Source organism: Cupriavidus oxalaticus, from assembly GCF_038900635.1.
GTDB classification, from domain to species: Bacteria; Pseudomonadota; Gammaproteobacteria; order Burkholderiales; family Burkholderiaceae; genus Cupriavidus; species Cupriavidus oxalaticus_B.
The window spans coordinates 210869-235187 of the sequence record NZ_JAYMRX010000004.1 but is presented as its reverse complement, the minus strand read 5'-3'; the positions used below and the strand labels follow the sequence as shown (position 1 = coordinate 235187).

Here is a 24319-nt window from a genome sequence, read left to right as displayed (position 1 = left end):
AAGCGGACCAGCAGGAGAAATCTCTGGAATGAAATATAGGCCAGCAAAATCCACGCCTGGCCAGAATTCATCCACTCGGCGCCCGTTTTTTTCGCGCCGGCGCGCGGTGTGCGGAGTTGGCGGCAACGTCGAACCCGCTCGTCGCAACGGGGTGACCGAGCCGCTACAAGCGAACCCTGCAAGGCGTACCTGCAGTTTCTGCTTCAATGACCAGGGCCGGCGCGTTCCACCAGTCGGCCAAGGTTGGGGGCCCTCGGAGCGATTTGCAGGTGCGGCTGCGGCCTTGAGGCGGGGCGTGCCCGCCTGTCGCGGCCGCAGCGCCAGTCTCAGTCGAGGGTAATCTTTCCCGCCTTCACGATCTGGCCATAGCGGGCAATGTCGCGCTCGATCACCTTGCGGAATTCCTCGGAGGAACCGCCTACTGGCACGAAGCCCAGCTCGGTCAGCTTCTTTGCCACTTCGGGGCTGCGCGTTGCCGCGGCGATTTCCCTGGCCATGCGGTCAACCACGGGCGCAGGCGTGCCGGCAGGTGCCAGCAGGCCGGTCCAGGAACTCATCACGAAGCCAGGAAAGCCCGACTCTTCCATGGTCGGGATATTCGGCTCGCCAGGCCAGCGCTTGGCCGAGGCCACGGCCAGCACATTGATCTTGCCCGACTTCACGTGCGGCATCGGCACCAGCAGCGGATCGAATGCCACCGATACCTCGCCGGATACAAGCGCCGGCAGGATCGGTGCGCTGCCGTTGTACGGCACATGGGTCATCTTGACCCTGGACTCCATGGCAAATCGCTCGCCCGTCAGGTGCGCCGAGCTTCCCACGCCGCTTGAGCCGAATGTCAGCGTATCGGGATGCTTCTTGCCATAGTCGACCAGTTCGGCAACGGTCTTCGCGGGCACCTTCTTGCTCGCGAACAGGAACAACGGCAGCTCCGCCATCTCCGCCACCGGCACGAGGTCCGAAGGCTTGTAGCTCAGCTTGGAATACAGCGACATGTTGGCGCTGTAGGCCGCGAGCACCGAGACAAAGGTATAGCCGTCCGGCGCCGAACGCGCGGCAACGCCAACGCCGAGCGTACTGTTCGCGCCAGGCTTGTTCTCGATGATGATGGGCTGGCCGAGATTCTGCGAAACCTTCTCGAGCACGACCCGGGATACCGTGTCGGTGGACCCGCCGGGGGTATAGGGAACGATGACTTTGATCGGCCGGGTCGGCCAGGCGTCGGCCGCAAATGCGGCATGGCCGATCACGGCACTGGTGATGGCGAGCGTCACCAGACGTGCGCTGCGCGCCGCGCGATTCGAAATGCTCAACTACGTCTCCTGCGTTGGCAATTTTTCTTCCCGCCCTTGCGGCAGGTTCCAGCGGTGAATCCGCCGATCGATTATGCCGGAGCAGGGGAGGCAGGTACCTGCCATGAGGCTGCAGGGAACGCTTTCCGTGAAGTCAGTGTGCGATAAGCGGTCGGGGCACGGTGCGAAAATGGCCGGTCCGATCAGAAGGGTTCGTCTTGCCGACTAGCGATAGTCGCCCAGGACCGTGGCCCGTGTGAACTCTTCGATGTTGTCCAGCAGCGCATCGAGCGCATCGCCGGCGCCGTCAACCTCGCCGCGCGCAATCGCCGATGCCACAGCGGCGTGCAGCTTCGACATCATGGGCAGGTCCGCTGCTTCCTTGTAGTGCAGGTACCAGAAGCGGCGCGACAGGCCGTGCATCAGCCGCATGGCGCCGTCGGCGAATTCATTGCGCGCCGCCACCAGGCAAAGCTCGTTGAATTCGCGATCGGCACGTACGAACGCGACCTCGTCGCCGTTGCGTGACGACTGTTCGAACTCCTTGGCAAGCCGCTTGAAATGATCGCGCTGCTCGGGCGTGGCGCGCCGGGCGGCGCTGCGGCAGATCAGGCGTTCCACCTCGCGGCGTGTCTCAAGCAGGCGCAACTGCTTGCCGACGTCGATCGGCGCGATCAGCAGGCCGCGCTGCGGCAGCACCATGATCAGGTGTTCCCGCGCCAGCCTCTGGATCGCTTCGCGAATGGGCGTGCGCCCGATGCCGGTCATTTCGCTCAGTTGCAGTTCCGATACCGAGCTGCCAGGCGCCAGTTGCAGCGTCACGATGGCTTCCTCGATCTGCTCGTAGGCCCGGTCGGTCAGCTTGCCGCGCTGGCTGGCGGCCTCTTCAGGTTCTGGTACAGCCGCGGCGCGAGCGCGAGCGCGGGTAGCGGTTTTTGCGGTCATGGCCAAGTGTCTGGAAACACGGAAAGCCCATTGTATATGAGCCGTACGCATCTTTTGTACACAGCGGATGCGACCCTTGCGCATGCCCGGCTTTCTGCTACTATCCTACTAATATATTAGATGTGTGTGAGGAGGCGGCGTGGCGGACGATGACGTATTGGTCGTTGGGCAAGGTCCGGTGACGGTGGTTGCCGTGCATGGCATCCAGGGCACGCGCGGCGCGTGGATCCCGTTGGCGGGGCAACTGGCCGACCGGTGCACCTTTGTCCTGCCTAACCTGCCTGGGCGCGGGAAGGCGAGGCCGCCGGCCGGCGCGCAGGCGTGCTCGCTCGATGCCTACGCGCAAGCGCTGCGCCGCACGCTTGACGCCCATGTTCGCGGACCCTTCGTGCTGGCCGGATGGAGCATGGGCGTTTCCGTGGCGCTGGCCTATCTTGCCGCTGCCAGCAAGATGCCGCGCCTGCCGCTGCCTGCAGAACTGCTGCTGGTTTCCGGAACGCCGCAGCTGAAGGCGGTGCAATGGTTCCAGCCTTCGACACCCAAGGCGTTGCTGGAAGCCATTGCCATGCGCGAGCGGCGGCTGGGGCTGCCCGAAGCAGCGGACCATCGCACGGTGGCCTGGACCTGGGAATCGATTCGCCACACAGATCAGCGTGCCGAGCTTGGCCAGGTGCGTTGCCGCACGCTCGTCATCCACGGCAGCGACGACGACGATTGTCCCCTCGCGCACGGCGCGATGCTGGCCGACGGCATCGCCGATGCCGAACTGATCGTTCTCCAGGGCGCGGGGCATAGCGTGCTGACGCAACGCACGCCGGATATCGCCCGCCACCTGCGAGAGCGCTGGCATGCGCAGCTGGCATAGCCGCGCCATCCCCCGCCATCCCCCGCCATCCCGGAAACGACGATATCACCCCACAGGAGACAGCATGAGAGTGGAAGACCTCGTATATTTCTGCGCGCCGGCGCGTCTGGTCATGGGCGCCGGATGCCGTGCCCAGCTGCCCGCGCTGCTGCGCCGGCTCGGCTATCGGCGCGGCCTGCTGGTGACTGACACGTTCTTCACCGGCGCCACGCCGTGGGTCGAAGAACTAGTCGCGGGCGCCCGCGCGCATGACGTGGAGCTGCTGGTCTATGAGGGAGGCATGCCCGACCCCACCACCACGCTTTGCGACGCGGCCACGGTGGCAGTCCGCGAACGGCTTGGTGGCCTGCAGGTCGACCATGTGATCGCGCTGGGCGGCGGCAGCAATATCGACCTGGCCAAGGCGCTCTGCCTGACCCTGCCCGGCGGCAAGCCGGTGCGCGCCTTCCTTGGCAGCATCGATGCCGCCACACCGATCCTGCCGCTGGTCGCCATGCCCACCACGGCCGGCACGGGCTCTGAAGCGACGCCTGGCGCGATCCTGGTCGATCCGGACAACGCGACCAAGGTTGCGGTCATGGACAACCGGCTGCGCCCCGCCGTGGCCCTGGTCGACCCCGAATTCACCTACACCTGTCCGCCGCGGGTCACCGCGGATGCCGGCATCGATGCGCTGACCCATGCGATCGAGTCTTACCTGACGCTCGATTCCGCCCGCTTTGACCGCGGCGGCGAACCGGACCCGGGCTACAGCGGCCGCAACGCGCTGACGATGCTGTTCGCGCACGAATCGATCCGCTTGTGCGCCCGATATCTGTTGCGCAGCTGCCAGGACGGCGGCGACAGCGAAGCGCGCATCGGCATGAGCTACGCCAGCGTCTATGCGGCGCTGTCATACGGAAGCGCGGGACTCAACGCCGTGCATGGCATTGCCTATGCTGTCGCGGGTGTTTCGCACCTGTCGCATGGCACCACCAATGCCGTGATGCTGCCATATGTGCTCGACGCGCTCGTCGACGTGCGCCGCGAGGAGTTGCTGGCCATTGCCCGCCTGCTCGGCATCGCCGAAGGCGATCCCGATAGCGCGGTGGCACGCGTGCCTGGCGCGGTGCGCGACCTGGTGGGAGCGGTCAGCCTCCCGACCACGCTCCAGGCTTGCGGCATCGGGCAGGGCGATGTCGATACGCTGGTGCGCGATGCACTATGTGTCACCCGGCTGGCCAAGGCCTTCCCCGTGCCGGATGTGCCCGCGCGATACGCCGCCATTGTCCGCAATGCCTGGGCGGGCACGCTGTCCGCTGATGCACATGCCCTGGCGCTGCAGCGCCAGGTGGCCTAGCGCGCTGACAAGGCGCTTTTCCCACGCTTTCCCGGCTCCTTTGCCGCCAGTGCCCGGCTGGTCTGGCGGTAAACCATTACTTGAACATCAGCGATGTGCAACTAATATATTACGGAGCGCCACCACAGAGCGCGTCACATCTACACAGGAGACAACCATGGATATGTCTGCAGGCGCCCTCAAGCTGGAGGCCGGTATTGCGGCGCGGCTGGAACGATTGCCGATGACCGGCTACCAGCGCTCGCTGTTCGGCATCATCGCCACGGCGTGGTTTTTCGATTCGATGGACCTTGGCCTGATGACATTCGTGCTGGGCTCGATCAAGGCGGAGTTCGGCCTGAGCGCAGCGCAGGCCGGCCTGCTGGCCAGTTCCAGCTTCCTGGGCATGTTCCTGGGCGCGGCCATCGCCGGCCTGCTGGCAGACCGTTTCGGCCGCAAGCCGGTGTTCCAGATCAGCATGATCTTCTGGGGCGTAGGCAGTCTTATGTGCGGGCTGGCGGACAGCGTGACGTCGCTGATGATTTATCGCGTGCTGCTCGGGTTCGGCATGGGCATGGAGTTTCCCATCGGGCTGTCGATGGTGTCGGAGATCGTGCCCGCGAAGAGCCGCGGCAAGTATGTCGCGATCCTGGAAGGCTTCTGGCCGATCGGCTTTATCGCGGCCGGCGCGCTGACCTACCTGCTGTTGCCGCTCATCGGCTGGCGCGGCATCTTTATCGCGCTGGCGGTGCCGGCCGTGTTCGTCTTCGTGGTGCGCCGCATGGTGCCGGAGTCGCCGCGCTGGCTGGAGGATGTCGGCCGCAAGTCAGAGGCCGATACGGTGATGGCCGGCATCGAACAGCGTGTGGAACGCGCCTGGGGCCGTCCGCTGCCGGCGGTTTCCGCCGCGTTTGGCGGCACGCAGGCGCCGAGCCGCAAGGCGCGCTTCATGGAACTGTGGAGCGGCCCCTATGCGCGCCGCACCATCATGCTGTGGTCGGTCTGGTTCTTTGCGCTGCTGGGCTACTACGGGCTGACCACCTGGCTCGGCGCGCTGCTGCAGCAGGCCGGCTATGCCGTGACCAAGTCCGTGCTCTACACGGTCTATATCTCGCTGGCCGGCATTCCCGGGTTCATCTTCTCGGCATGGCTGCTGGAAAAGTGGGGCCGCAAGCCGACCTGCGCGCTCATGCTGATCGGCAGCGCCGTGGCCGCTTATGCCTATGGCCAGGCCGCCGTGCACAAGGTGCCGGTGGAGCAGTTGATTGCCGCCGGCCTGTGCATGCAGTTCTTCCTGTTCGGCATGTGGTCCGTGCTCTATGCCTATACGCCGGAGCTGTATCCCACGCGCTCCCGCGCGACCGGCTCCGGCTTTGCTTCGTCGATCGGCCGCGTCGGCTCGCTGGCCGGGCCTTACCTGGTTGGTGTGCTGCTGCCGGTGGCAGGGCAGGGCGGTGTCTTCACGCTTGGCGCCTTGTCCTTTGCCGTGGCTGCGGCGGTGGTCCTGCTGCTGGGCGTCGAAACCCGCGGCAAGGCGCTGGAAGAAGTGTCGCAATAACGGTTCGCCGCGCGGCGTCCAGCCGCGCCTGCATTGGCGCCCCTGGCCACCAGGGGCATTTTTTGGGTCGCCGCATTTTTATATCCAACTAATATGTTAGTGCGGCGCGTTTTTCCGGAGATGCAATCATGATGACGGAACGTCAACGCAAGTTCAGGGAGGAATACAAGGCCGATATCAGCCCGCTCTACAACGGGTTGCTGCATATCGCGGTGATCTACGGCGTGGGTATCGGCGCGCTCTGGTGGGCGATCCAGCGGCTGCACAACGTGACCTGGGAGTGGGCGCTGATCCTGCCGGTATTCCTGGCCGGCAACTTCGTGGAATGGTTCATGCACAGCTATGTCATGCACCGCCGGATCAACGTCTTCGCGCTGCGCGCCATCTACGAGCGCCACACGCGCCAGCACCACCAGTACTTCACCGACCAGGAGCCCACGATCGACACCACGCGCGAATTCCGCATCGTGTTCTTCCCGTGGCGCGTGCTGGCAACGCTTGGCGTGGGCGGCGGCGGGCTGGGCTACCTGGCATCGCTGATCTTCAATGCCAACGCCGGCCATTTTGTCTTCATCACGATGGTGGCGCAGTACCTGATCTATGAGACCTTCCACTATTGCTGCCATGTGCACGACAACTGGTTCGTGCGCAACATGCCCTTCATCAACACGATCCGGCGCCACCACACCGCGCATCACAACATGGGCATCATGATGAAGTACAACATGAACCTCACGTTCCCGATCGCCGACTACATCATGGGCACTTCCGACCTGCGCCGCGGCCTGGTCGGGCACCTGTTCAACGGATACAGCGAAGCGCACGTCAAGGAAGAGCTGAAGCCGATCATCCGGAAATTCCGCACCGACCATTCGCGCGTGACGCTGGATGGGCCCGTGCTCGATGAAGAGGAACGGCGGGCGATGGCCGCCTAGCCGGCGCGTGCATGCCGTTGCAAGAAGGGAAAGCGTCAAAGGTGCTTGCCTCTGGTTGCTGACAAAGCCTGGGTCTGCGAGGGTTGTCTCCCCTCTCCCATTTATGGGAGAGGGGAGCGAACAGTCTGGCATTTTGGCGTTGTCAGCAATCTGGGCAAGCGCCAAGGGCGCTTGCCTGCGCCGATCCGTACCGGCTGCATTCAAACAACTGTCGGGCCCACGACCTTGGCTTCGACCACAGGGCCGGCGCGGGCTACCTCCTGGTCCAGCAAGTCAATGATGCCGGCGACGCCGCGCAACTCGCCCATCCGCACGCCTGCCAGCGCGAACGCCAGCGGCATCGCGGGTGCGGCAATGTGTTGTCCCATTGCCGCCACGTGGCGGTCCTGCCGTTCGATCAGTCCTCGTTCGCCGCCGCCGCTGGCGCGCAACGCCTGGCCGAACTCCCATGCCGCGGACCGCGTCTGCACGAGCGCCGCGCCGATCAGCGTTTCGTCCAGGCGGCCGGCCATCCTGTCGGCCAGCCGGAGCAGCGGCCAGACGGCGGCAAGCCGGTCCTGTACCTCATCGACCATCAGCAACAAGAGATCATTCACGCGATCGAAATCCGCCCGTGGCAGCGGGTACTCGTCCAGCGTGCGGGCCGCGGCGATCCCCAGGTCCAGGTTGATATGCGCATTGATGCCGAGCAGGAGATGCTGCGATACCGTAGGCCGCCAGCGCCCTGCGGCATCGAAGGCAATCTGCCATGCACGGGTCACTGGCGCTGCGCCGAGGTGTGCCGCCAGCGCTTCGAAGTACCGGCCGGCGAACAGCACCACCAGTCGCTCGGCGGCCTGGGGTTGCTCGAAGGCGCCGGCCGCGAGGGCACTGCGGGCGCGCAGCGTGACGCCGCGGTAGAGGGCGGCAAAATAGCCGAGCCGGCTTGCATGCTGGCGCGACCAGGCAAGGATCGCATCGAAGCGTGCGAGGACCGCTGCGCCGTCAGGCGGCGGCACCGGATCGAGCAGGGCGCTCATTCGCCTATCGTGACGTGTTCGATCCCGCCATGCTCGTCGAGCGCAATCGTGACCGGCAGGTTGTCGTCGCGCGCCTTCTCGAGCAGGCGCCTCAGGCGCTCGTCGTGGCGCTTCACGGGAACCTCGCGCTGCTCGTCCAGCAGCGCGGCAAGCAGCCGTCCGCGCGCATCGAAGCGCAGCGCCCTGACGAAGCCTGCCAGCAAGCGGTGGCCGCTTCCCGGCAGCTTTTCCACCACGATGCCGCCGAGGGTTTCGGCATCGGGCTGGAAAGTCAGCACCTCGCGCGCACCGGGGAAGGCGTCGCCGGCGACCGCGATTTCCGCGACGCCTTCGAGCGGGCTCAGCACCGTGAAGCGCACGACTTCGATACCCGCGCCGAAAGCGATCTGGGTTGCGGCGGTGAAGGCCGCATCGTGGATCGCTACCGCTACCCTGTAGCGGCGGCCCGGCCAGAAGCGGGCGGGCTCGACCGTGAGGCGCGGGTCGCGCGGGCGTCCGACCTGGACCGAGGTGAACTCCATGCGCGCGACCTTGTGCCTGCCCTCCAGCAGCCCCTTCAGTTCGACGCGCAGCGGCGCGATGCCAGGCTGCGGAAAATCCGCCTTGGCAACGAGTGTGCCATCCTGCTGCGGATGCATCGGCCAGGTGCGGCCGGTGAAGTCGCTCAGGACGGCTTCGAACTTGCCGGCGGCGGGCTTGCCATCGAACATCGGCGTCGCGGTGACGACGCTGGTGTCCTGCGGATCGATCCGGAAGGGATCGACGCGCAGCAGGATATCGAACGACGGGCTGACCGAGCGCGCCATCAGGTTCATGCGCAGCGGCCGGAACTGCGGATCGCCGGCAACGCGCACACGCCAGGTACCGACTTCGGGCGACGGGACGTGCAGCGCGGTCATCCATCCCACGCCGATCTCGAAGGCACCGTTGATCCCGTGGCGGTACGACGTGCCCGACGGCGAGGTGGCTTCCAGCGAAGGGCTGCCGGGGTGGTGCCAGGTCAGTCCCAGCAGCAGTTCCTGCGAGATGTCGTCGACATCGACTTCGAACAGCGCCTCGTTGATGCGGTGCCGTGACCTTTCGTCGCTGCCTTCGGCCGTCAGGCCCGGCAGGCTGAACTGCTCCCACAGCAGCCTGGAGGCCGGCCATGCCAGCGGCCGCAACGGCAGGATGCCGTTGTTGTTGACGACCTTCATCGAGTTCGTCATCAGCGCTGCCGAGGTGTCCGCCGCATACGACGGCGTGGTGCTGATTGTCTTGACGGTGCTGCCGAAGGGCTCGGCTTCAGCGACCAGGTCCGTCAGCGTCGCGTTGAGCAGATCCGAGCCGATTCCCTGCGCATTGAGCGCGATGCCGTTGCCTGCCAGCAGCACGGCAAAGTCGATGCCCTGCTCGAATTCATAGCCGCCCTTGCTCAGCCGGCTGTCATGCTGGATCGTCTGGTTGCCGTCGGTGAACAGCACGATCTTCTTCTTGTACACCGCGGGGAACAGCGGTGGAGGATTGGCGACCATAAAGTCGGCGACGGTCCGCACCGCATGGAAGATGTCCGTCATGCTGCCGACCGCGCCCTGCACCGAAGGCTGGTCTTCGATGGCGCTGACCACGTTCTTCCAGACCGTGGTGTCTCCCACCGGAAAGTTTCCCTGGCCGATCAGTCCCTTGGTCTGCGTGGCGAAGTACCAGAACGAAACCGCCCAGGTCTCGCCGGACGAAAAGGTCTTGTTCTCGATTTCATCGATGATGTACTGCACCGATTCCGAGGCTTCGACGATCTTGTCCTTGGATGAGCCGTTGCCGGCGCTGTGAAACATCGAGCCCGAGGCATCGATCAGGATAGCGAGTTGCTTGGCCATGCCAGTGCTCCTGTTCGGACGAATAGCGCGTGCGCGACGGACAGGGGCATGCGTTCGAACCCCAGTTAGTTATAGTGCGTCGGGCAGTGACCGAGAGACCGGCTGTTGCTTTTTTGTCTATCCCCCTGGTGCAAGTGAAGATGGTGCAGATCTCATTTGCAGCGAATTTGCGTGGACGTTTGGACAAGCTCGCCATGGAGCCTTGTTCGGCGGCGCGATCACATGGGACTGGCGATCTTCGTGCTGGTGTGGCCGCTGGCGAGCGACCTGCGTTCCAGGGTTCGGGCAAAGGGAGTCGCCTGACGCTCGGGATGCCGTGAGCAATATGGTTTGTCCAGGCGCAGCAAACCGCGCATCGTCGTGCTGCGCGGTTTTCCTTCAGGCTCGATATCGTTCCCACAGCTGGCGCAGGACCGACTCCGGCGGCGGCGCCGGTGCGAAGCCTGCGACATTGCCGAACACGCCAAGAATGCGGCGCCTGAAGGCATCCAGGTCCGTCGTCGGTTCAGGCGAGGCATTGGCGATATCGATGATCGTATGCAGTTGCTCGGCGGAGAGGCCGGCGATTGCGGACCACAGGTCGTCGGGGCTGGCGCAGGTACACGGCTGGAATCGGGCAAGCATCGGTCCTCCTCAACGTGGATCCATGAGCGCTAGTGCACCGCCGTGCCGCGCCTGCTGCCGTCCGGGTACACGGCCGCCTGGAACGGTTCGAGCCCGATCCGCGCGACCACGTCGACGAAGCGTTCGGCTTCGCTGTCGCGGTGCGCGAGGTAGGTGCCGATCAGCCGCTCGACCACGTCCGGCACCTGCTCCTGCGCGAACGACGGGCCGATGATGCGGCCGATCGCCGCGCCGCCGCCGGCGTGGCCGCCATGGCCGCCATGGCTGTCTGCGCCGTTCTGCCGCCCCCCGATGGTGACCTGGTACCAGGCTTCGCCGGCCTTGTCGACGCCGAGGATGCCGATGTGGCCGACATGGTGGTGGCCGCAGGAATTGATGCAGCCCGAGATGTTCAGGTCGAGCTCGCCGATGTCGTGGACGTGGTCGAGGTCTTCGAACCGTTCCTGGATCGCCTGGGCCAGCGGTATCGACACCGCATTGGCGAGCGAGCAGAAGTCGCCGCCGGGGCAGGCGATGATATTGGTGATCCTGCCGACATTGGGCGTGGCGAGGCCGGCCGCATCCAGCGCGCGCCACAGCGCGGGCAGGCCGCTGCGCCGCACGTCGGCCAGGATCAGGTTCTGTTCATGCGAGACCCGCAGCTCGCCGAAGCCATGGCGCTCGGCGAGTCCGGCCATCAGCTCCATCTGGTCGGCGGTAATGTCGCCGGGCGCCTGGCCGGTTGCCTTGAGCGATGCGGTCACCGCGGCGTAGCCCGGAACGCGGTGCGAATGAACGTTGCTGCGCAGCCAGAGCCCGAACGCGCGGTCGGTCCGGGCCAACTCGCCGCTCTCGTCGGCATCGTGTTCCGCGGCGGGGTCGTATGGGGGCACCGTGAAGCGCGCCGCCACCGCCGCGACAAAGTCCTCGGTGACGGTATCCGGGCCTCCCCGGATGCGCTGCCACTGCTCCGCAACCTGCTCGCGGAAAACCTCCGGGGTGAGGTCCTTCACCAGGATCTTGATGCGCGCCTTGTACTTGTTGTCGCGCCTGCCGTGCAGGTTGTAGACGCGCAGCGTAGCCTGCAGGTAGGTCAACAGGTCCTGCCAGGCCACGAACGGATTGATCAGCTTGCCAACCATGGGCGTGCGCCCCATGCCGCCGCCGACCCATACACGAAAGCCGACCTGGCCGTCTTGCTCGACCGCCTGCAGCCCGATGTCGTGGACGCCGACCGCCGCCCGGTCGGTGGTAGCGCCGCTGATCGCGATCTTGAACTTGCGCGGCAGGTAGGCGAACTCGGGGTGCAGCATCGACCATTGCCGCACGATCTCGCACCACACCAGCGGGTTCACCAGCTCGTCGGGCGCGATGCCGGCGAAGTGGTCGGTGGTGGTGTTGCGGATGCAGTTGCCGCTGGTCTGGATGGCGTGCATCTGCACGGTGGCGAGTTCCGCGAGGATGGCGGGCGCGTCTTCCAGGCGCGGCCAGTTGAACTGCAGGTTCTGCCGCGTGCTGAAGTGCCCGTAGCCACGGTCCCAGCGGCGCGCGATTTCCGCCAGCTTGCGCAGCTGCCTCGACGCCAGCATGCCGTAGGGGATGGCCACGCGCAGCATGGGGGCGTGGCGCTGGATATACAGGCCGTTCTGCAGCCGCAGCACGCGGAATTCTTCCTCGTCGAGCTCGCCCTCCAGGAAGCGGCGGGTCTGGTCGGTGAACTGCACGACCCTTTCGTCGACCAGCCTCTGGTCGATCTCGTCATAGACATACATGGTGAAGGTCTCCTCGCGTGCGGCGCTAGTCTTTTGCCCGTGCCCGTTCGATCGACATGTCGGTCGGCATCATGTTGATGTCGGCGTTGTGCATCACCCACAACGAGCCGGCGACGACGATGACGATCAGGAAGCCGGTGCAGGCAAAGATGGCGGTATTGCCGCGCTGGCCGCGACCGGTGCCGAGGTGCAGGAAGTACACCAGCTGCACCAGCAGCTGCGCGACGCACAGGCCGACCACCAGCGCGATCGCGGCGTGGCTGCGCAGCGCGCCGGTCATCACCGTGGCAAACGATGCCACGGTAAGCGCCACCGACAGCAGCAGGCCGATGGTGTAGCTGCGCACGCTGCCGTGGATGGCGTGCTCGTCCGGATGGACGGAATGCAGATGCGACGGCTTCATGCGAACTCCCGCAGGTAGACGAAGGTAAAGACGCAGATCCAGACCAGATCCAGGAAGTGCCAGAACAGGCTCAGGCACGCCAGCCGGCGGCGCACGATGTCGTCGAGGCCGAAGCGCCGGATCTGGTGGATCATCACGGCCAGCCAGAACAGGCCAGCGGTGACGTGCAGGCCGTGCGTGCCGACCAGCGTGAAGAAGGCGGACAGGTAGGCGCTCACGCCGGGGCCGGCGCCCTGGTGCAGCAGGTGGGCGAACTCGTAGACCTCCATGGCGACGAACAGCGCGCCCAGCACGAAGGTGGCCGCGAGCCAGCGGATCATGCGCGGCGCGGCATTCGCGTCCTGCCGCAGCATGGCCAGGCCGAAGGTGTAGCTGCTGAGCAGCAGCACCATGGTTTCGGCGAACACGAACGGCAGCTCGAACAGTTGCTGGCCGCCGGGCCCGCCTGCCGTGTTGCCGGACAGCACGCCAAAGGTGGCGAACAGCACCGCGAAGATCAGGCAGTCGCTCATCAGGTAGAGCCAGAAGCCCAGCGTGGTATGGGCGCCGGCATCGTGATGGCCGTGATCGGCGGCATGTGCCGCCGCATGTGCGGCGTCCGGGCCCGGGTGGTGCAGGGTAGGGGATAGCGTCGGGTTCATGGCTCAGGCAGCTTGCTGCAGTTGGGCGTAGCGGGCGCGCTCGATGCGCTCGACTTCGGCGGCCGGGACGTAGTAGTCCACGTTGCGGTCGTAGCTGCGCAGCACGAAGGTCGCGATTGCACCGACCAGTCCGGCGATGGCCACCAGCCACATGTGCCAGACCAGCGCGAAGCAGGACACCAGCCCGAACACGGACACGAGGAAGCCGGCCGCGGTGGGGCGTGGCATGTGGATGTCCTCGTAGTGGGCCGGCTGGCGCCATGCGCGTCCGGCTTCCTTGTCGTCCCAGTGCTGTTCCAGCGAAGTGATGTGCGGCACCTTCGCGAAGTTGTAGAACGGCGCCGGCGATGCGGTCGACCATTCCAGGCTGCGGCCGTCCCACGGGTCGCCGGTCAGGTCCTGGTTCTGCTTGCGGTCGCGGATGCTGACGGCCAGCTGCACGATCATGGCCAGGATGCCGGCGCCGATGACGAAGGCGCCGATCATCGCCACCACCAGGTAGGGATGCCAGTCGACGTTGGCGTAGTGGTTCATCCGGCGCGTCATGCCCTTGAAGCCCAGCACATAGAGCGGCATGAAGGCGAGGAAGAAGCCGGACAGCCAGCACCAGAACGAGACCTTGCCCCAGAACTCGTTCAGCTTGAAGCCGAACACCTTGGGAAACCAGAAGCTGATCGCCGCCAGGCAGCCGAACAGCACGCCGCCGATGATCACGTTATGGAAGTGGGCCACCAGGAACAGGCTGTTGTGCAGCACGAAGTCGGCGCCCGGCACCGCCAGCAGCACGCCGGTCATGCCGCCGACCGCGAACGTCACCATGAAGCCGATGGTCCACATGGTCGAGGTATGGAAGCGGATCCGGCCCCGGTACATGGTGAACAGCCAGTTGAACAGCTTCACGCCGGTGGGGATCGAGATGATCGACGTCATGATGCCGAAGAAGGCGTTGACGTTGGCGCCCGAGCCCATGGTGAAGAAGTGGTGCAGCCAGACGAAGAACGACAGCACGCCGATCGACGAGGTGGCATAGACCATCGACTTGTAGCCGAACAGCGGCTTGCGCGAGAACGTGGCGATGATTTCCGAGAACGCGCCGAACGCGGGCAGGATCAGCACATAGACCTCGGGGTGCCCCCAGATCCAGATCAGGTTCACGTACATCATGGCGTTGCCGCCCAGCTCGTTGGTGAAGAAGTGCATGCCGAGGTAGCGGTCGGCGGTGAGCAGGGCCAGCGTGGCGGTCAGCACCGGGAAGATGGCGACGATCAGGATGTTGGTGATCAGCGCGGTCCAGGTGAACACCGGCATCTTCATCAGGGTCAGGCCCGGTGCGCGCATGCGCAGGATGGTGACGATGAAGTTGATGCCGGTCAGCGTGGTGCCGAGCCCCGATATCTGCAATGACCAGATGTAGTAGTCCACGCCTACGGTCGGGCTGTAGCCGAGTTCGGACAACGGCGGGTAGGCCACCCAGCCGGTCGCGGCGAAGTCGCCGACGAACATCGACAGCATCACCAGCACCGCGCCCATGGCCGACAGCCAGAAGCTCAGCGAGTTGACGAACGGGAAGGCCACGTCGCGCGCGCCGATCTGCAGCGGCACGATCACGTTCATCAGCCCCACCACCAGCGGCGTGGCCACGTAGAAGATCATGATCACGCCGTGGGCGGTGAAGATCTGGTCATAGTGGTGCGGCGGCAGGTAGCCGGCGGCGTCGCCGTAGGCGACGGCCTGCTGCGTGCGCATCATGATCGCGTCGGCGAAGCCGCGCAGCAGCATGACCAGCGCCAGGATGATGTACATCACGCCGACCTTCTTGTGGTCGACCGAGCAGATCCATTCGGTCCACAGGTACTTCCACTTGCCGAATTTCGTGATCGCGCCGAGCAGCGTCGCGCCCAGCACCAGCACCACGGCCAGCGTCACCATGATGATCGGCTCGTGGTAGGGGATGGCCTCGAGGTTGAGTTTTCCTAGCATGTCATTGCTCCATGCGGCCGGGGAGCGCCGACGGGACGCGTTGGAAGGCCTGCAGTGATTCGGGGGTGTTCGCGCGGCAGATCGCGCCGTTGGCCAGCATGTACTTGTCGACCACCTGGTCGAACAGCTTCGGCGTCACCGATGCATAGAGCGTGACGGCATCCTTGGTGCTGGGCTGCTCCAGCGCGCTGTAGGTGTTCGCGTCAAGCGCCCGGGCCGAGGCCCGGGCCTTGCCGATCCACGCGTCGAAGTCCTCGCGCGAGGTCGCCAGGGTCTTGAAATGCATGTCCGAGAAGCCCGCGCCGCTGTAGGCCGCGGACTGGCCGAGATAGACGCCCGGCGTGTCCGCGATCAGGTGCAGGCGGGTCTGCATGCCCGCCATGGTGTAGACCATGCTGCCAAGCTGCGGAATGAAGAACGCATTCATCATCGATTCCGCGGTCAGCCGGAAGTTGACCGGCGTGCCGACCGGGATGGCGAGCTGGTTCACCGACGCGACGCCGTATTCGGGGTAGATGAACAGCCATTTCCAGTTCAGCGCGATGACATCGACCTGCAGCGGCTTGACCTCGGACGCGAGCGGCCGATAGGGGTCGAGCTTGTGCGTCGAATCCCAGATCAGCACGGCCAGGCACGCCACGATCACGCACGGGATGCCCCACACGACGATCTCGATCCTGGTCGAGTGCGACCACTTGGGCGCGTAGGTCGCGCGCGTGTTGCTTTCGCGGTAGCGCCAGGCGAACCACAGCGTCAGGAAGATCACCGGGATGACGACCATCAGCATGACGAACAGCGCGATCAGGATCAGCGATTTCTCCTGCTCGCCGACGCTGCCCTTGGGATTGAGCAGTTCGAGGTTGCAGCCGCTGAGCAGCGCGCTCAGGCCGGCGGCCAGCAGCAGCGCGCCGATGCGGGGCGGCAGGGCGGGCGATGGGCTGAGGCTGGGGGAAGGGTGGGGCAGCGGGCCTTGTCGATCTTTGTTTGCCGGCCCGGCGGGAGGTTTGAGCATGTCGGACACCTTGGTTACGGATTACCGAAGGCATCCGGCCACGCGCTCCGATTCAAGTGCTGCGTCAGCCCCGTGCGAGACGGGTTTGTATGGATTCCCTCGACAATGTCTGGCATGCTAGTCGAAGACAAAGGCCATACATCGAGGAAGTTTTGGCAACAGAATCCATACAAGATGCCGAAAGCGCTGCCCGGATCGCCAGCCAATGGGATTTGCGGATCACTGCATCCGGCGGGGCCCGATATCTGCAGATCGTCGATTTCATCGAGCAGGCAATCGGCGACGGCCGGCTGATGGCTGGCGACCGCGTGCCGCCGCAGCGCAGCCTGGCGAAATCCCTCGGCGTCGACCTGACCACGGTGACGCGCGCCTATAACGAGGCCCGGCGGCGCCAGCTGATCGAAGCCAGGGGCGCGCTCGGCACCTTCATCGCCGCGCCGCGCGCGGAACTCGCGCGGGTCGTCGACATGAGCATGAACGTGCCGCCGCCGCCGGCGGGCGTGGACTTCCCGGACCTGTTGCGGCGTGGCCTGAACCAGGTCCTGCTGCGCAGCGACCCGCACCTGCTGATGACCTACCAGCTTGGCGGCGGCAGTGCTTCGGACCGGTCGGCCGGCGCGCTCTGGCTTGCGCCGATGTTCGGGCAGGTCGATACCGCGCGGCTGGTGGTGTGCCCCGGCGCGCAGGCCGCGCTGGCCGCCGTGATCCTGAGCCGCACGCGGCCCGGCGAGGCGATCGTCACCGAGCCGCTGGCCTACCCGGGCATCCGCGCCGCGGCGGCGCAACTGGGCCGGCGCGTGCTGATCGCGCCGTGCGACGCGGACGGGATGCTGCCCGACGCGCTCGCCGCGGCCCGCGCCGAAGGCGCCACGCTGGCCTACCTCAACCCCACGGCCCAGAATCCGACCACGCACACCATGCCGGCCTCGCGCCGGGCAGAGATCGCCGCGGCCGCGCATCGATGCGATATCGCCTTGCTGGAGGATGACCCGTACTGGCTGCTGACGCCATCGGCACCGCCGCCGCTCGCCACCTTTGCGCCCGAGCGTACCTACTACGTCGCGACGCTATCCAAGGCGCTCACGCCGGGCTTGCGCACCGCCTATGTCCTGTTGCCCGAGGGCAGGGGTGGCGGCGACCTGCTGGCATCGCTGCGCGCCTTCGCGCTGATGGCCGCGCCGATGACCGCGGCACTGGCCACGCAATGGATCCATGACGGCTCGGCCATGCAGCTGCTCGACGGCATCCGTACCGAAGCGCTGGCGCGGTGCGCGCTGGCAAGCCGATGGCTGAGCGGGATCGGGCAGTTGCCACCCAGCGCCATCCACGTATGGCATCGCCTGCCCGCGCAGTGGTCGGCGCAGCAGCTCACCCGGGCCGCGCTGGCGGAAGACCTGCGGGTCACGCCTTCCGACGCGTTCTGGGACGGGCCCGGCGCGCCCAATGCCATCCGCATCTCGCTGGGCGGCGTGGACAGTCACGCGCAGCTGTCGCTGGCGCTGAGGAAGCTGGCGGCATTGCTGGAGCGCCGGCCGGCGTCGGGGGTGGAGATGGTGGTGTAAGGCGGTCGGCCTCGCGCAAGCAGCGCCGATATCAGGCCTCTGAAACGAAGTTGATCACGGCGTCAGAAAACTCCGCCGGCAACTCCCAGTTCGACAGATGCGCCGCATTGAGCGCGAGGTAGTCGGCGTTGGCAATGCCATTGGCCAGCTCGCGCCCCTGTTCCGGCGTGGTGGCGGCATCCTGGACACCCGCGATCACCAGCACGCGGGCGTCGATGTCAGCCAGCAGGCCGCGCAGGTCGGCATCGCGCACCGCGGCGCAGTTGGCGATATAGCCGTCGGCATCGGTCGATGCGAGCATCGCCAGCACCGGCGCCAGGCGCGCCGGATCGCCGGCGAGCGCGGCGGGGGTGAACCAGCGGGCCAGCACGCCCTCGGCGATGGCCGCCATGCCTTCGGCCTGCACGCGCTCGATGCGCGTGTTCCAGCCGGAAGGCGGCCCGATCAGCGCCGCGGTATTGGCCAGCACGAAGTGGCCGAAGCGTTCGGGGTGATGGCGCGCCAGCCAGATGCCGGTCATGCCGCCCATCGACAGGCCACAGAAGTGCGCGCGCCCGACGCCGGCATGGTCCATCACCGCCAGCACGTCGGCGCCCAGCTCGGCCATGCCGAACGGCGCGGCCGGCACGCCGGAGGCGCCATGGCCGCGCGTGTCGTAGCGCAGCACGCGAAAGCGCTCCAGCAGCGCCGGCATCTGCGGCTCCCACATCGACAGGTTGGTGCCGAGCGAGTTGGACATCACCAGCACCGGCGCGCCGGCCGGGCCCTGGAATTCGTAGTGCAGGCGAAGCCCGTCACGGGTGGCAATGCTCATGTCGCGGTTTCGTTCAGTGGATCGTTCAGCGGATGGAAGAGGGATGCGGCGCCAGCGGCGTGACGGTGATCTTCATGTACGGGAACAGCGGCAGCGCCGACAGCAGGTTGTGCAAGGCTTCGTTCGATTCGACGTCGAATACGCTGTAGTTGGCATACTCGCCGACCACTCGGTAGAGGTGCAGCCATTTGCCCTGGCGCTGCAGGTCCTGCGCGTAGGCCTTCTCGCGCGCCTTGATGTCATCGGCCTGCGCGGCGGGCATGTCGTGCGGCAGGTTCACGTCCATTCGTACCAGGTACAGCATCGGTTTCTCCTCGTTTCGTCCGGTGGTGAAAATCAGGCGCGGCCGCTGTCGCGACGATAATGCGCCAGCTTGTCCTCGTCGAGCGCGAGCCCCAGCCCCGGCCCTTGCGGCAGGTGCAGCGCAAAGTCGCGGTACACCGGCCGCTCCAGCACGATATCGTCCTTGAGCAGCAGCGGGCCGAACAGCTCGGTGCCCCAGGCCAGCTGCGGCAGCGTGGCGAAGCCGTGGGCGGCGGCGATGGTGCCGACGCTGCCTTCCAGCATGGTGCCGCCATACAGCGCGATGCCGGCCGCGTCGCCAACCGCGGCGGTGCGCAGCATGCCGAAGATGCCGCCGGACTTGGCGATCTTCAGCGCGAACACGTCGGCGGCGCCCAGGCGCGCCAGTTCCATCGCGTCCTCGGGGCCGCACACGGCTTCGTCGGCCATGATGGGCACGACGAAGCGCGCCGCCAGCCGGGCCAGCGCGGTGCGCTGCTCGCGCGGCGTGGGCTGCTCGATCAGGTCGATGCCGGCGGCTTCGAGCATGGCGATGCCGGTGGCGGCATCCGCTTCGTTCCAGGCCTGGTTGACGTCGACGGTGACGCGGGCACGGTCGCCCAGCGCGCGCTTGATCGCGGACACGTGGGCCACGTCCTCGCGCACGCCGCGCCGGCCGATCTTGAGCTTGAAGGTGTCGTGGCGGCGCTCGGCCAGCAGGCGTTCGGCCTCGTCGATGTCGCGCGCGGTATCGCCGCTGGCCAGCGTCCACAGCACCGGCAGCGTGTCGCGCACGGCGCCGCCCAGCAGCGTCGACAGCGGCACGCCCAGGCGCTTGCCCTGCGCGTCGAGCAGCGCGGTCTCCAGCGCCGACTTGGCGAAGCGGTTGCCGCGCGCCACCTTGTTCAGCCGTGCCATGGCGGCATGCACGTTGGTGGCGTCCTGCCCGAGCAGCGCCGGCGCCAGGTACGTGTCGATGGTCAGCTTGATGCCCTCGGGGCTTTCGTCGCCATAGGACAGGCCGCCGATGGTGGTGGCCTCGCCGATGCCTTCCACGCCATCGGCGCAGCGCAGCCGGACGATCACGAGGGTCTGCCGCTGCATGGTCGCCATGGCGAGCTGGTGCGGGCGGATGGTCGGCAGGTCGACCAGGATGGCCTCGATCGACTCGATGGCCGCAGAGCTGGATTGTGTCGCCACTTTCATACCTTCCTGATGCAGTTGAATGTTGCATCAGAGTATGGATGGCTATTATTCAGCTGTCCAAGACCGTTGTCGTCTGATTCGATACTTCAAAAGTATGGATTGTCGCCGACGCCTTAGTCCTTCTGCGGGGGCAGGTAGGCCATGCCTTCTTCCTCGTAGAGCTGGTAGATCATGTCGCGCAGCGAGTGCAGGTCGGCCGACTCGTCCATCATGCGGGTGCTCATGATGATGGGCGACACCAGCTTGGGATCGTCCAGTTCCTTGTAGGTCACGTCGTCCCGCTTCAGCCCGTAGACGCTGCTGGGCACCACGGAGATGCCTTCGCCCATCGCCACCAGGCCGAGCGCGATCTGCAACTCGCGCACCTCGTGCAGCCGGCTCGGCTTCAGCGCGCGGTCATGGAAGGCGGCCAGCACCTGGTCGGCAAAACTCGGCCGCGGCGCCTTGGGGAAGATGATCAGCGGCTCGCCCACCAGGTCGTGCAGCGCTAGCTGGGGCTTGGCCGCCGCGAGCGGGTGGCCGACCGGCAGCGCCACGATCATGCGCTCCTCGCGCAGCACCACGCGCCGGACCGACGGGTCTTCATGCCGGATGCGACCGAAGCCCACGTCGATGCGGCCTTCCTTGAGCGCCTTGATCTGGTCCATGGTCGACATCTCGTGCAGGCTTAGTTCCAGGTCGGCGTGCATCTGGCGGAAGCGCCGGATGATGCGCGGCAGCATCCCGTACAGCGTGGAGCCGACAAAGCCGACCGACATCTTGTGTTCGATCTTGCCGACCCGCTTTGTCATAGCCTGCAGTTCGGCGGTCTGGGCCAGCAGTTGCAGCGCATGCGTATAGAAGTAGCGCCCGGTGTCGGTCAGCTTGAGCGGGCGCGAGTGGCGCTCGAACAGTTGCACGCCCAGGTCGTCCTCCAGCTGCTGGATCTGGCGCGACAGCGGGGGCTGCGCGATATGCAGCCGCTCGGCCGCGCGGGTGAAGTTGCGTTCCTCTGCCACGGCCACGAAGTAACGCAGGTGCCGCAATTCCAAGACTATACCTCCAGGGTATCAGGCAGATACTAAATCAGTGTTGGACTGCAAAAACAGGCGTTGACTATGCTCCATCCGTGCCCGGAATACAAGCTTGATACCTGCAAGGCATCGACCGGGAACCCCACCACAAATATGGAGACCCCCATGACTCACTCGGAAATCGACGCCCTGGTCAACAGCTTTATCGTCGCCACGGGCACGCAAGGCACGCCCGACCCGCGCGTGCAGCAGGTGGTCGTGCGCCTGACCGCGGACCTGTTCAAGGCGATCGAAGACCTCGACCTGAGCGCGAGCGAAGTCTGGAAGGGCATCGAGTACTTCGCCGAGGCGGGCGCAACCCAGGAACTGGGCCTGCTCGCCGCCGGCCTGGGACTGGAGCGCTTCCTCGACATCCGCGCCGACGAGGCCGAGGCCCGCGCCGGGCTGGCCGGCGGCACGCCGCGCACCATCGAAGGCCCGCTTTACGTGGCCGGCGCCCCGGAGAGCACCGGCTTTGCCCGCCTGGACGACGGCAGCGATGACGGCAAGGGCGAAGTGCTGTTCATGCAGGGCACGCTGTACGGCGCCGACGGCAAGCCGCTGGCGGGTGCGAAGGTCGAGGTGTGGCACGCCAACCTGATGGGCAACTACTCGTTCTTCGACAAGACCCAGTCGCACTTCAACCTGCGCCGCACCATCGTCACCGATGCCAACGGCCGCTACCAGTTCCGCAGCAACGTGCCGACCGGCTACGGCTGCCCGCCGCAAGGCACGACCCAGCGCCTGCTGGACCAGCTCGCGCGCCACGGCCAGCGGCCGGCGCATATCCACTTCTTCGTGTCGGCGGACGGCCACCGCAAGCTGACCACGCAGATCAACATCGACGGCGACAAGTTCCTGTGGGACGACTTCGCCTTCGCCAGCCGCGAAGGGCTGGTGCCGGCGGTGAACCGCATCACCGACGCGGCCGCGCTCGACCAGCAAGGCGTGGACCAGCCGTTCGCCTCGATCGACTTTGACTTCCGGCTGCTGCCCGAGAAGGAAGGCGCGCCGCCCGCCGAGGTGGAGCGCCTGCGCGCCGCCGCCTGAAGTTTCTGCAAGGCCGCCCGCGCTCGCGGGCCGGCAGATCCAGTCCGGGCGGCAGCGCCATCCGCCGCGCCGCCCCGGCAACAAGACCAGCAGGAGACAACTCCCATGATCCCGATCTATCCCGCGGGGACGGCCCCCGTTCGCCCTGAGTCCACACAACCCCGGCGACCAGACCTCGATGCCTTCCTGGTGGAAGACAAGGCCAGCGGCGACTACCGCCTGCATCGTGCGGCCTTCACCGACGAAGACCTGTTCGAACTCGAGATGAAGCACATCTTCGAGGGCAACTGGATCTACCTGGCGCACGAAAGCCAGATCCCGAACAACAACGACTACTACACCACCCATATCGGCCGCCAGCCGGTGGTGATCGCGCGCAACCGGCAAGGCGAGCTGAACGCCTTCATCAACGCGTGCAGCCATCGCGGCGCGATGCTGTGCCGCCACAAGCGCGGCAACAAGGCCACCTACACCTGCCCGTTCCACGGCTGGACCTTCAACAACAGCGGCAAGCTGCTGAAGGTGAAGGACCCCGAGAACGCGGGCTACCCCGAGTGCTTCAACAAGGAAGGCTCGCACGACCTGAAGAAGGTGGCGCGCTTCGAGAACTACCGTGGCTTCCTGTTCGGCAGCCTGAACGCCGACGTGCCGCCGCTGCAAGCGTTCCTTGGCGAGGCGGCGCGCATCATCGACATGATCGTCGACCAGTCCGCCGACGGGCTGGAAGTGCTGCGTGGCTCCTCCACCTACACCTTCGAAGGCAACTGGAAGCTGCAGGCCGAGAACGGTGCCGACGGCTACCACGTGTCGGCGGTGCACTGGAACTACGCCGCGACCACCGGCCACCGCAAGCAGAAGAACGCGCAGGGCGACCAGATCCGCGCCATGGACGCGGGCAAGTGGGGGCAGCAGGGCGGTGGCTTCTACGCGTTCGAGCATGGCCACATGCTGCTGTGGACGAAGTGGGCCAATCCGGAGGACCGTCCCAACTTCAGCCGCCGCGACGAATTCGCCGAGCGCTGCGGCGAAGAGACCGCGGACTGGATGATCCAGAACTCGCGCAACCTGTGCCTGTATCCCAACGTCTACCTGATGGACCAGTTCGGCTCGCAGATCCGCCTGCTGCGCCCGCTGGCCGTCGACAAGACCGAGGTCACGATCTACTGCATCGCGCCGAAGGGCGAATCCGACGAGGCGCGCGCGCGCCGCATCCGCCAGTACGAGGACTTCTTCAACGTCAGCGGCATGGCCACGCCGGACGACCTGGAAGAATTCCGCGCCTGCCAGCAGGGCTACGCCGGCCAGGCGCTGGCCTGGAACGACATGTGCCGCGGCGCGAAGCACTGGATCGACGGCGCCGACGAAGCCGCGCAACGCATCGGGCTGAAGCCGGTGATGAGCGGCGTGCGCACCGAGGACGAGGGCTTGTACACGGTGCAGCACCGCTACTGGCTCGACGTCATGAGAAAGGCCGTGGCGGGGCAGTCTGCCGAAGCCGCGAATGAAGCCGCGAATGAAGCCGCGAATGAAACCGCGAATGAAGGGGCGAATGAAGCGGCGAATGCAGTCACGGATGTCGCGACCAACGGCACCGAAGGGAGCGCAGCATGAGCACCGCCGACATGACGCCCGACACCGTCCTCGACAAGCAAGTCGACCTGGCCGCCATCCGGGCCTTCCTGTACCGCGAGGCGCGCCTGCTCGACGACGAAGCGTGGGACGAATGGGTCGAGTGCTACCACCCGGAGGCGAAGTTCTGGATGCCGTGCTGGGACGACGACGGCAAGCTGGTCACCGACCCGCAGCGCGAGATCTCGCTGATCTATTACCCGAGCCGCCAGGGGCTGGAAGACCGCGTGTTCCGCATCAAGACGGAGCGCTCCAGCGCCACCATGCCGGACACGCGCACCAGCCACAACCTGAGCAATGTCGAACTGCTGGAGGTGGACGGCGACAGCTGCAGCGTACGCTTCAACTGGCACACGCTGAGCCATCGCTACCAGACCACGTACAGCTACTTCGGCATGTCGCGCTACCGGCTCGACCTCTCCGGCGCGCAGCCGCGCATCCTGGACAAGTATGTCGTGCTCAAGAACGACTACATCAACCAGGTCATCGACATCTATCACATCTGATCCAGGCTGGAGGACCGCG

Annotated in this window: 22 protein-coding genes; 8 read left to right on the top strand and 14 right to left on the bottom strand. The window is 66.1% G+C overall.

The window, feature by feature from the left end:
• Positions 1–326: 326 nt before the first annotated feature.
• Both VSR71_RS09595 and VSR71_RS09590 read right to left on the bottom strand, forming a co-directional pair.
• On the bottom strand, positions 327–1313 hold the full coding sequence (locus VSR71_RS09595) for a tripartite tricarboxylate transporter substrate binding protein (protein WP_342913637.1): 987 nt from the start codon (positions 1311–1313) through the stop codon (positions 327–329).
• Between the two features lie 204 nt (positions 1314–1517).
• Entirely contained in the window at positions 1518–2237 is a 720-nt protein-coding gene (locus tag VSR71_RS09590; protein WP_342913636.1) for a GntR family transcriptional regulator, read from the bottom strand.
• Positions 2238–2376: 139 nt separating this feature from the next.
• Between VSR71_RS09590 and VSR71_RS09585 the strand changes: the two genes are divergently transcribed.
• The 4 genes from VSR71_RS09585 (at position 2377) to VSR71_RS09570 (ending at position 6913) form a co-directional block, all read left to right on the top strand.
• Positions 2377–3102: an alpha/beta hydrolase gene (locus tag VSR71_RS09585; protein WP_342913635.1), complete on the top strand. Its 726-nt coding sequence runs from the start codon at positions 2377–2379 to the stop codon at positions 3100–3102.
• A gap of 64 nt (positions 3103–3166) precedes the next feature.
• Positions 3167–4441 carry an iron-containing alcohol dehydrogenase gene (locus VSR71_RS09580; protein WP_342913634.1) on the top strand — a complete coding sequence of 425 codons (1275 nt, stop codon included), beginning with the start codon at positions 3167–3169 and terminating at the stop codon, positions 4439–4441.
• A 157-nt stretch (positions 4442–4598) separates the two neighbouring features.
• Entirely contained in the window at positions 4599–5978 is a 1380-nt protein-coding gene (locus VSR71_RS09575) for an MFS transporter (RefSeq protein WP_342913633.1), read from the top strand.
• A 128-nt stretch (positions 5979–6106) separates the two neighbouring features.
• On the top strand, positions 6107–6913 hold the full coding sequence (locus VSR71_RS09570) for a fatty acid hydroxylase family protein (protein WP_342913632.1): 807 nt from the start codon (positions 6107–6109) through the stop codon (positions 6911–6913).
• 200 nt (positions 6914–7113) lie between these two features.
• Here VSR71_RS09570 and VSR71_RS09565 read toward each other — a convergent pair whose 3' ends face one another.
• The 8 genes from VSR71_RS09565 to cyoA form a co-directional block, all read right to left on the bottom strand.
• Positions 7114–7932: a DUF5995 family protein gene (locus VSR71_RS09565; RefSeq protein WP_342913631.1), complete on the bottom strand. Its 819-nt coding sequence runs from the start codon at positions 7930–7932 to the stop codon at positions 7114–7116.
• Positions 7929–9788, bottom strand: a complete 1860-nt coding sequence (locus VSR71_RS09560) for a vWA domain-containing protein (RefSeq protein ID WP_342913630.1) — start codon at positions 9786–9788, stop codon at positions 7929–7931. The genes VSR71_RS09565 and VSR71_RS09560 overlap by 4 nt, the downstream gene beginning before the upstream one ends.
• Before the next feature lie 378 nt (positions 9789–10166).
• The gene (locus VSR71_RS09555; protein WP_342913629.1) at positions 10167–10412 is read right to left on the bottom strand and encodes a hypothetical protein; all 246 of its coding nucleotides are present in this window, start codon (positions 10410–10412) and stop codon (positions 10167–10169) included.
• 29 nt (positions 10413–10441) lie between these two features.
• Complete coding sequence (locus VSR71_RS09550; protein WP_342913628.1) at positions 10442–12163, bottom strand: nitrite/sulfite reductase; 1722 nt, start codon at positions 12161–12163, stop codon at positions 10442–10444.
• Between the two features lie 25 nt (positions 12164–12188).
• On the bottom strand, positions 12189–12566 hold the full coding sequence (gene cyoD, locus VSR71_RS09545; RefSeq protein ID WP_342913627.1) for a cytochrome o ubiquinol oxidase subunit IV: 378 nt from the start codon (positions 12564–12566) through the stop codon (positions 12189–12191).
• Positions 12563–13207 carry a cytochrome o ubiquinol oxidase subunit III gene (cyoC, locus tag VSR71_RS09540; protein WP_342913626.1) on the bottom strand — a complete coding sequence of 215 codons (645 nt, stop codon included), beginning with the start codon at positions 13205–13207 and terminating at the stop codon, positions 12563–12565. The genes cyoD and cyoC overlap by 4 nt, the downstream gene beginning before the upstream one ends.
• Positions 13208–13210: 3 nt before the next feature.
• Positions 13211–15187, bottom strand: coding sequence for a cytochrome o ubiquinol oxidase subunit I (gene cyoB / locus VSR71_RS09535; RefSeq protein WP_342913625.1), 1977 nt, complete (start codon positions 15185–15187; stop codon positions 13211–13213).
• Position 15188: 1 nt separating this feature from the next.
• Positions 15189–16199, bottom strand: a complete 1011-nt coding sequence (gene cyoA / locus VSR71_RS09530; RefSeq protein ID WP_342913624.1) for a ubiquinol oxidase subunit II — start codon at positions 16197–16199, stop codon at positions 15189–15191.
• A gap of 89 nt (positions 16200–16288) precedes the next feature.
• Here cyoA and VSR71_RS09525 point away from each other — a divergent pair, with 89 nt between their 5' ends.
• The gene (locus VSR71_RS09525) at positions 16289–17761 is read left to right on the top strand and encodes a PLP-dependent aminotransferase family protein (protein ID WP_428979377.1); all 1473 of its coding nucleotides are present in this window, start codon (positions 16289–16291) and stop codon (positions 17759–17761) included.
• Positions 17762–17792: 31 nt separating this feature from the next.
• On the opposite strand, the gene pcaD is transcribed toward VSR71_RS09525, so the two are convergent.
• From pcaD to VSR71_RS09505, 4 genes are all read right to left on the bottom strand, one after another.
• Positions 17793–18575, bottom strand: coding sequence for a 3-oxoadipate enol-lactonase (pcaD, locus tag VSR71_RS09520; RefSeq protein WP_342913622.1), 783 nt, complete (start codon positions 18573–18575; stop codon positions 17793–17795).
• A 25-nt stretch (positions 18576–18600) separates the two neighbouring features.
• Positions 18601–18879, bottom strand: a complete 279-nt coding sequence (gene catC / locus VSR71_RS09515) for a muconolactone Delta-isomerase (protein WP_342913621.1) — start codon at positions 18877–18879, stop codon at positions 18601–18603.
• A gap of 32 nt (positions 18880–18911) precedes the next feature.
• Complete coding sequence (locus VSR71_RS09510; RefSeq protein ID WP_342913620.1) at positions 18912–20063, bottom strand: muconate/chloromuconate family cycloisomerase; 1152 nt, start codon at positions 20061–20063, stop codon at positions 18912–18914.
• A 113-nt stretch (positions 20064–20176) separates the two neighbouring features.
• The gene (locus tag VSR71_RS09505; protein ID WP_342913619.1) at positions 20177–21094 is read right to left on the bottom strand and encodes a LysR family transcriptional regulator; all 918 of its coding nucleotides are present in this window, start codon (positions 21092–21094) and stop codon (positions 20177–20179) included.
• Positions 21095–21241: 147 nt separating this feature from the next.
• Here VSR71_RS09505 and catA point away from each other — a divergent pair, with 147 nt between their 5' ends.
• The 3 genes from catA to benB all read left to right on the top strand — a co-directional run bounded on the left by catA (position 21242) and on the right by benB (position 24300).
• Positions 21242–22165 (top strand): catechol 1,2-dioxygenase, encoded by a 924-nt coding sequence (gene catA, locus VSR71_RS09500; RefSeq protein WP_342913618.1) that lies wholly within the window; start codon positions 21242–21244, stop codon positions 22163–22165.
• A 105-nt stretch (positions 22166–22270) separates the two neighbouring features.
• Positions 22271–23776, top strand: coding sequence for a benzoate 1,2-dioxygenase large subunit (benA, locus tag VSR71_RS09495; RefSeq protein ID WP_428979376.1), 1506 nt, complete (start codon positions 22271–22273; stop codon positions 23774–23776).
• A complete protein-coding gene (benB, locus tag VSR71_RS09490) occupies positions 23773–24300 on the top strand; it encodes a benzoate 1,2-dioxygenase small subunit (protein WP_342913617.1) in 528 nt (175 codons plus the stop codon). The genes benA and benB overlap by 4 nt, the downstream gene beginning before the upstream one ends.
• Positions 24301–24319 lie beyond the last annotated feature (19 nt).

What these genes read in the sequence shown, in the direction of transcription:
- VSR71_RS09590 (WP_342913636.1), bottom strand. Translation starts at nt 2,237, where the DNA reads ATGACCGCAAAAACCGCTACCCGCGCTCGCGCTCGCGCCGCGGCTGTA.
- VSR71_RS09580 (WP_342913634.1), top strand. Translation starts at nt 3,167, where the DNA reads ATGAGAGTGGAAGACCTCGTATATTTCTGCGCGCCGGCGCGTCTGGTC.
- VSR71_RS09575 (WP_342913633.1), top strand. Translation starts at nt 4,599, where the DNA reads ATGGATATGTCTGCAGGCGCCCTCAAGCTGGAGGCCGGTATTGCGGCG.
- VSR71_RS09570 (WP_342913632.1), top strand. Translation starts at nt 6,107, where the DNA reads ATGATGACGGAACGTCAACGCAAGTTCAGGGAGGAATACAAGGCCGAT.
- VSR71_RS09565 (WP_342913631.1), bottom strand. Translation starts at nt 7,932, where the DNA reads ATGAGCGCCCTGCTCGATCCGGTGCCGCCGCCTGACGGCGCAGCGGTC.
- VSR71_RS09560 (WP_342913630.1), bottom strand. Translation starts at nt 9,788, where the DNA reads ATGGCCAAGCAACTCGCTATCCTGATCGATGCCTCGGGCTCGATGTTT.
- VSR71_RS09555 (WP_342913629.1), bottom strand. Translation starts at nt 10,412, where the DNA reads ATGCTTGCCCGATTCCAGCCGTGTACCTGCGCCAGCCCCGACGACCTG.
- VSR71_RS09550 (WP_342913628.1), bottom strand. Translation starts at nt 12,163, where the DNA reads ATGTATGTCTATGACGAGATCGACCAGAGGCTGGTCGACGAAAGGGTC.
- cyoD (WP_342913627.1), bottom strand. Translation starts at nt 12,566, where the DNA reads ATGAAGCCGTCGCATCTGCATTCCGTCCATCCGGACGAGCACGCCATC.
- cyoC (WP_342913626.1), bottom strand. Translation starts at nt 13,207, where the DNA reads ATGAACCCGACGCTATCCCCTACCCTGCACCACCCGGGCCCGGACGCC.
- cyoB (WP_342913625.1), bottom strand. Translation starts at nt 15,187, where the DNA reads ATGCTAGGAAAACTCAACCTCGAGGCCATCCCCTACCACGAGCCGATC.
- cyoA (WP_342913624.1), bottom strand. Translation starts at nt 16,199, where the DNA reads ATGCTCAAACCTCCCGCCGGGCCGGCAAACAAAGATCGACAAGGCCCG.
- VSR71_RS09525 (WP_428979377.1), top strand. Translation starts at nt 16,289, where the DNA reads ATGGATTCCCTCGACAATGTCTGGCATGCTAGTCGAAGACAAAGGCCA.
- pcaD (WP_342913622.1), bottom strand. Translation starts at nt 18,575, where the DNA reads ATGAGCATTGCCACCCGTGACGGGCTTCGCCTGCACTACGAATTCCAG.
- catC (WP_342913621.1), bottom strand. Translation starts at nt 18,879, where the DNA reads ATGCTGTACCTGGTACGAATGGACGTGAACCTGCCGCACGACATGCCC.
- VSR71_RS09510 (WP_342913620.1), bottom strand. Translation starts at nt 20,063, where the DNA reads ATGAAAGTGGCGACACAATCCAGCTCTGCGGCCATCGAGTCGATCGAG.
- catA (WP_342913618.1), top strand. Translation starts at nt 21,242, where the DNA reads ATGACTCACTCGGAAATCGACGCCCTGGTCAACAGCTTTATCGTCGCC.
- benA (WP_428979376.1), top strand. Translation starts at nt 22,271, where the DNA reads ATGATCCCGATCTATCCCGCGGGGACGGCCCCCGTTCGCCCTGAGTCC.
- benB (WP_342913617.1), top strand. Translation starts at nt 23,773, where the DNA reads ATGAGCACCGCCGACATGACGCCCGACACCGTCCTCGACAAGCAAGTC.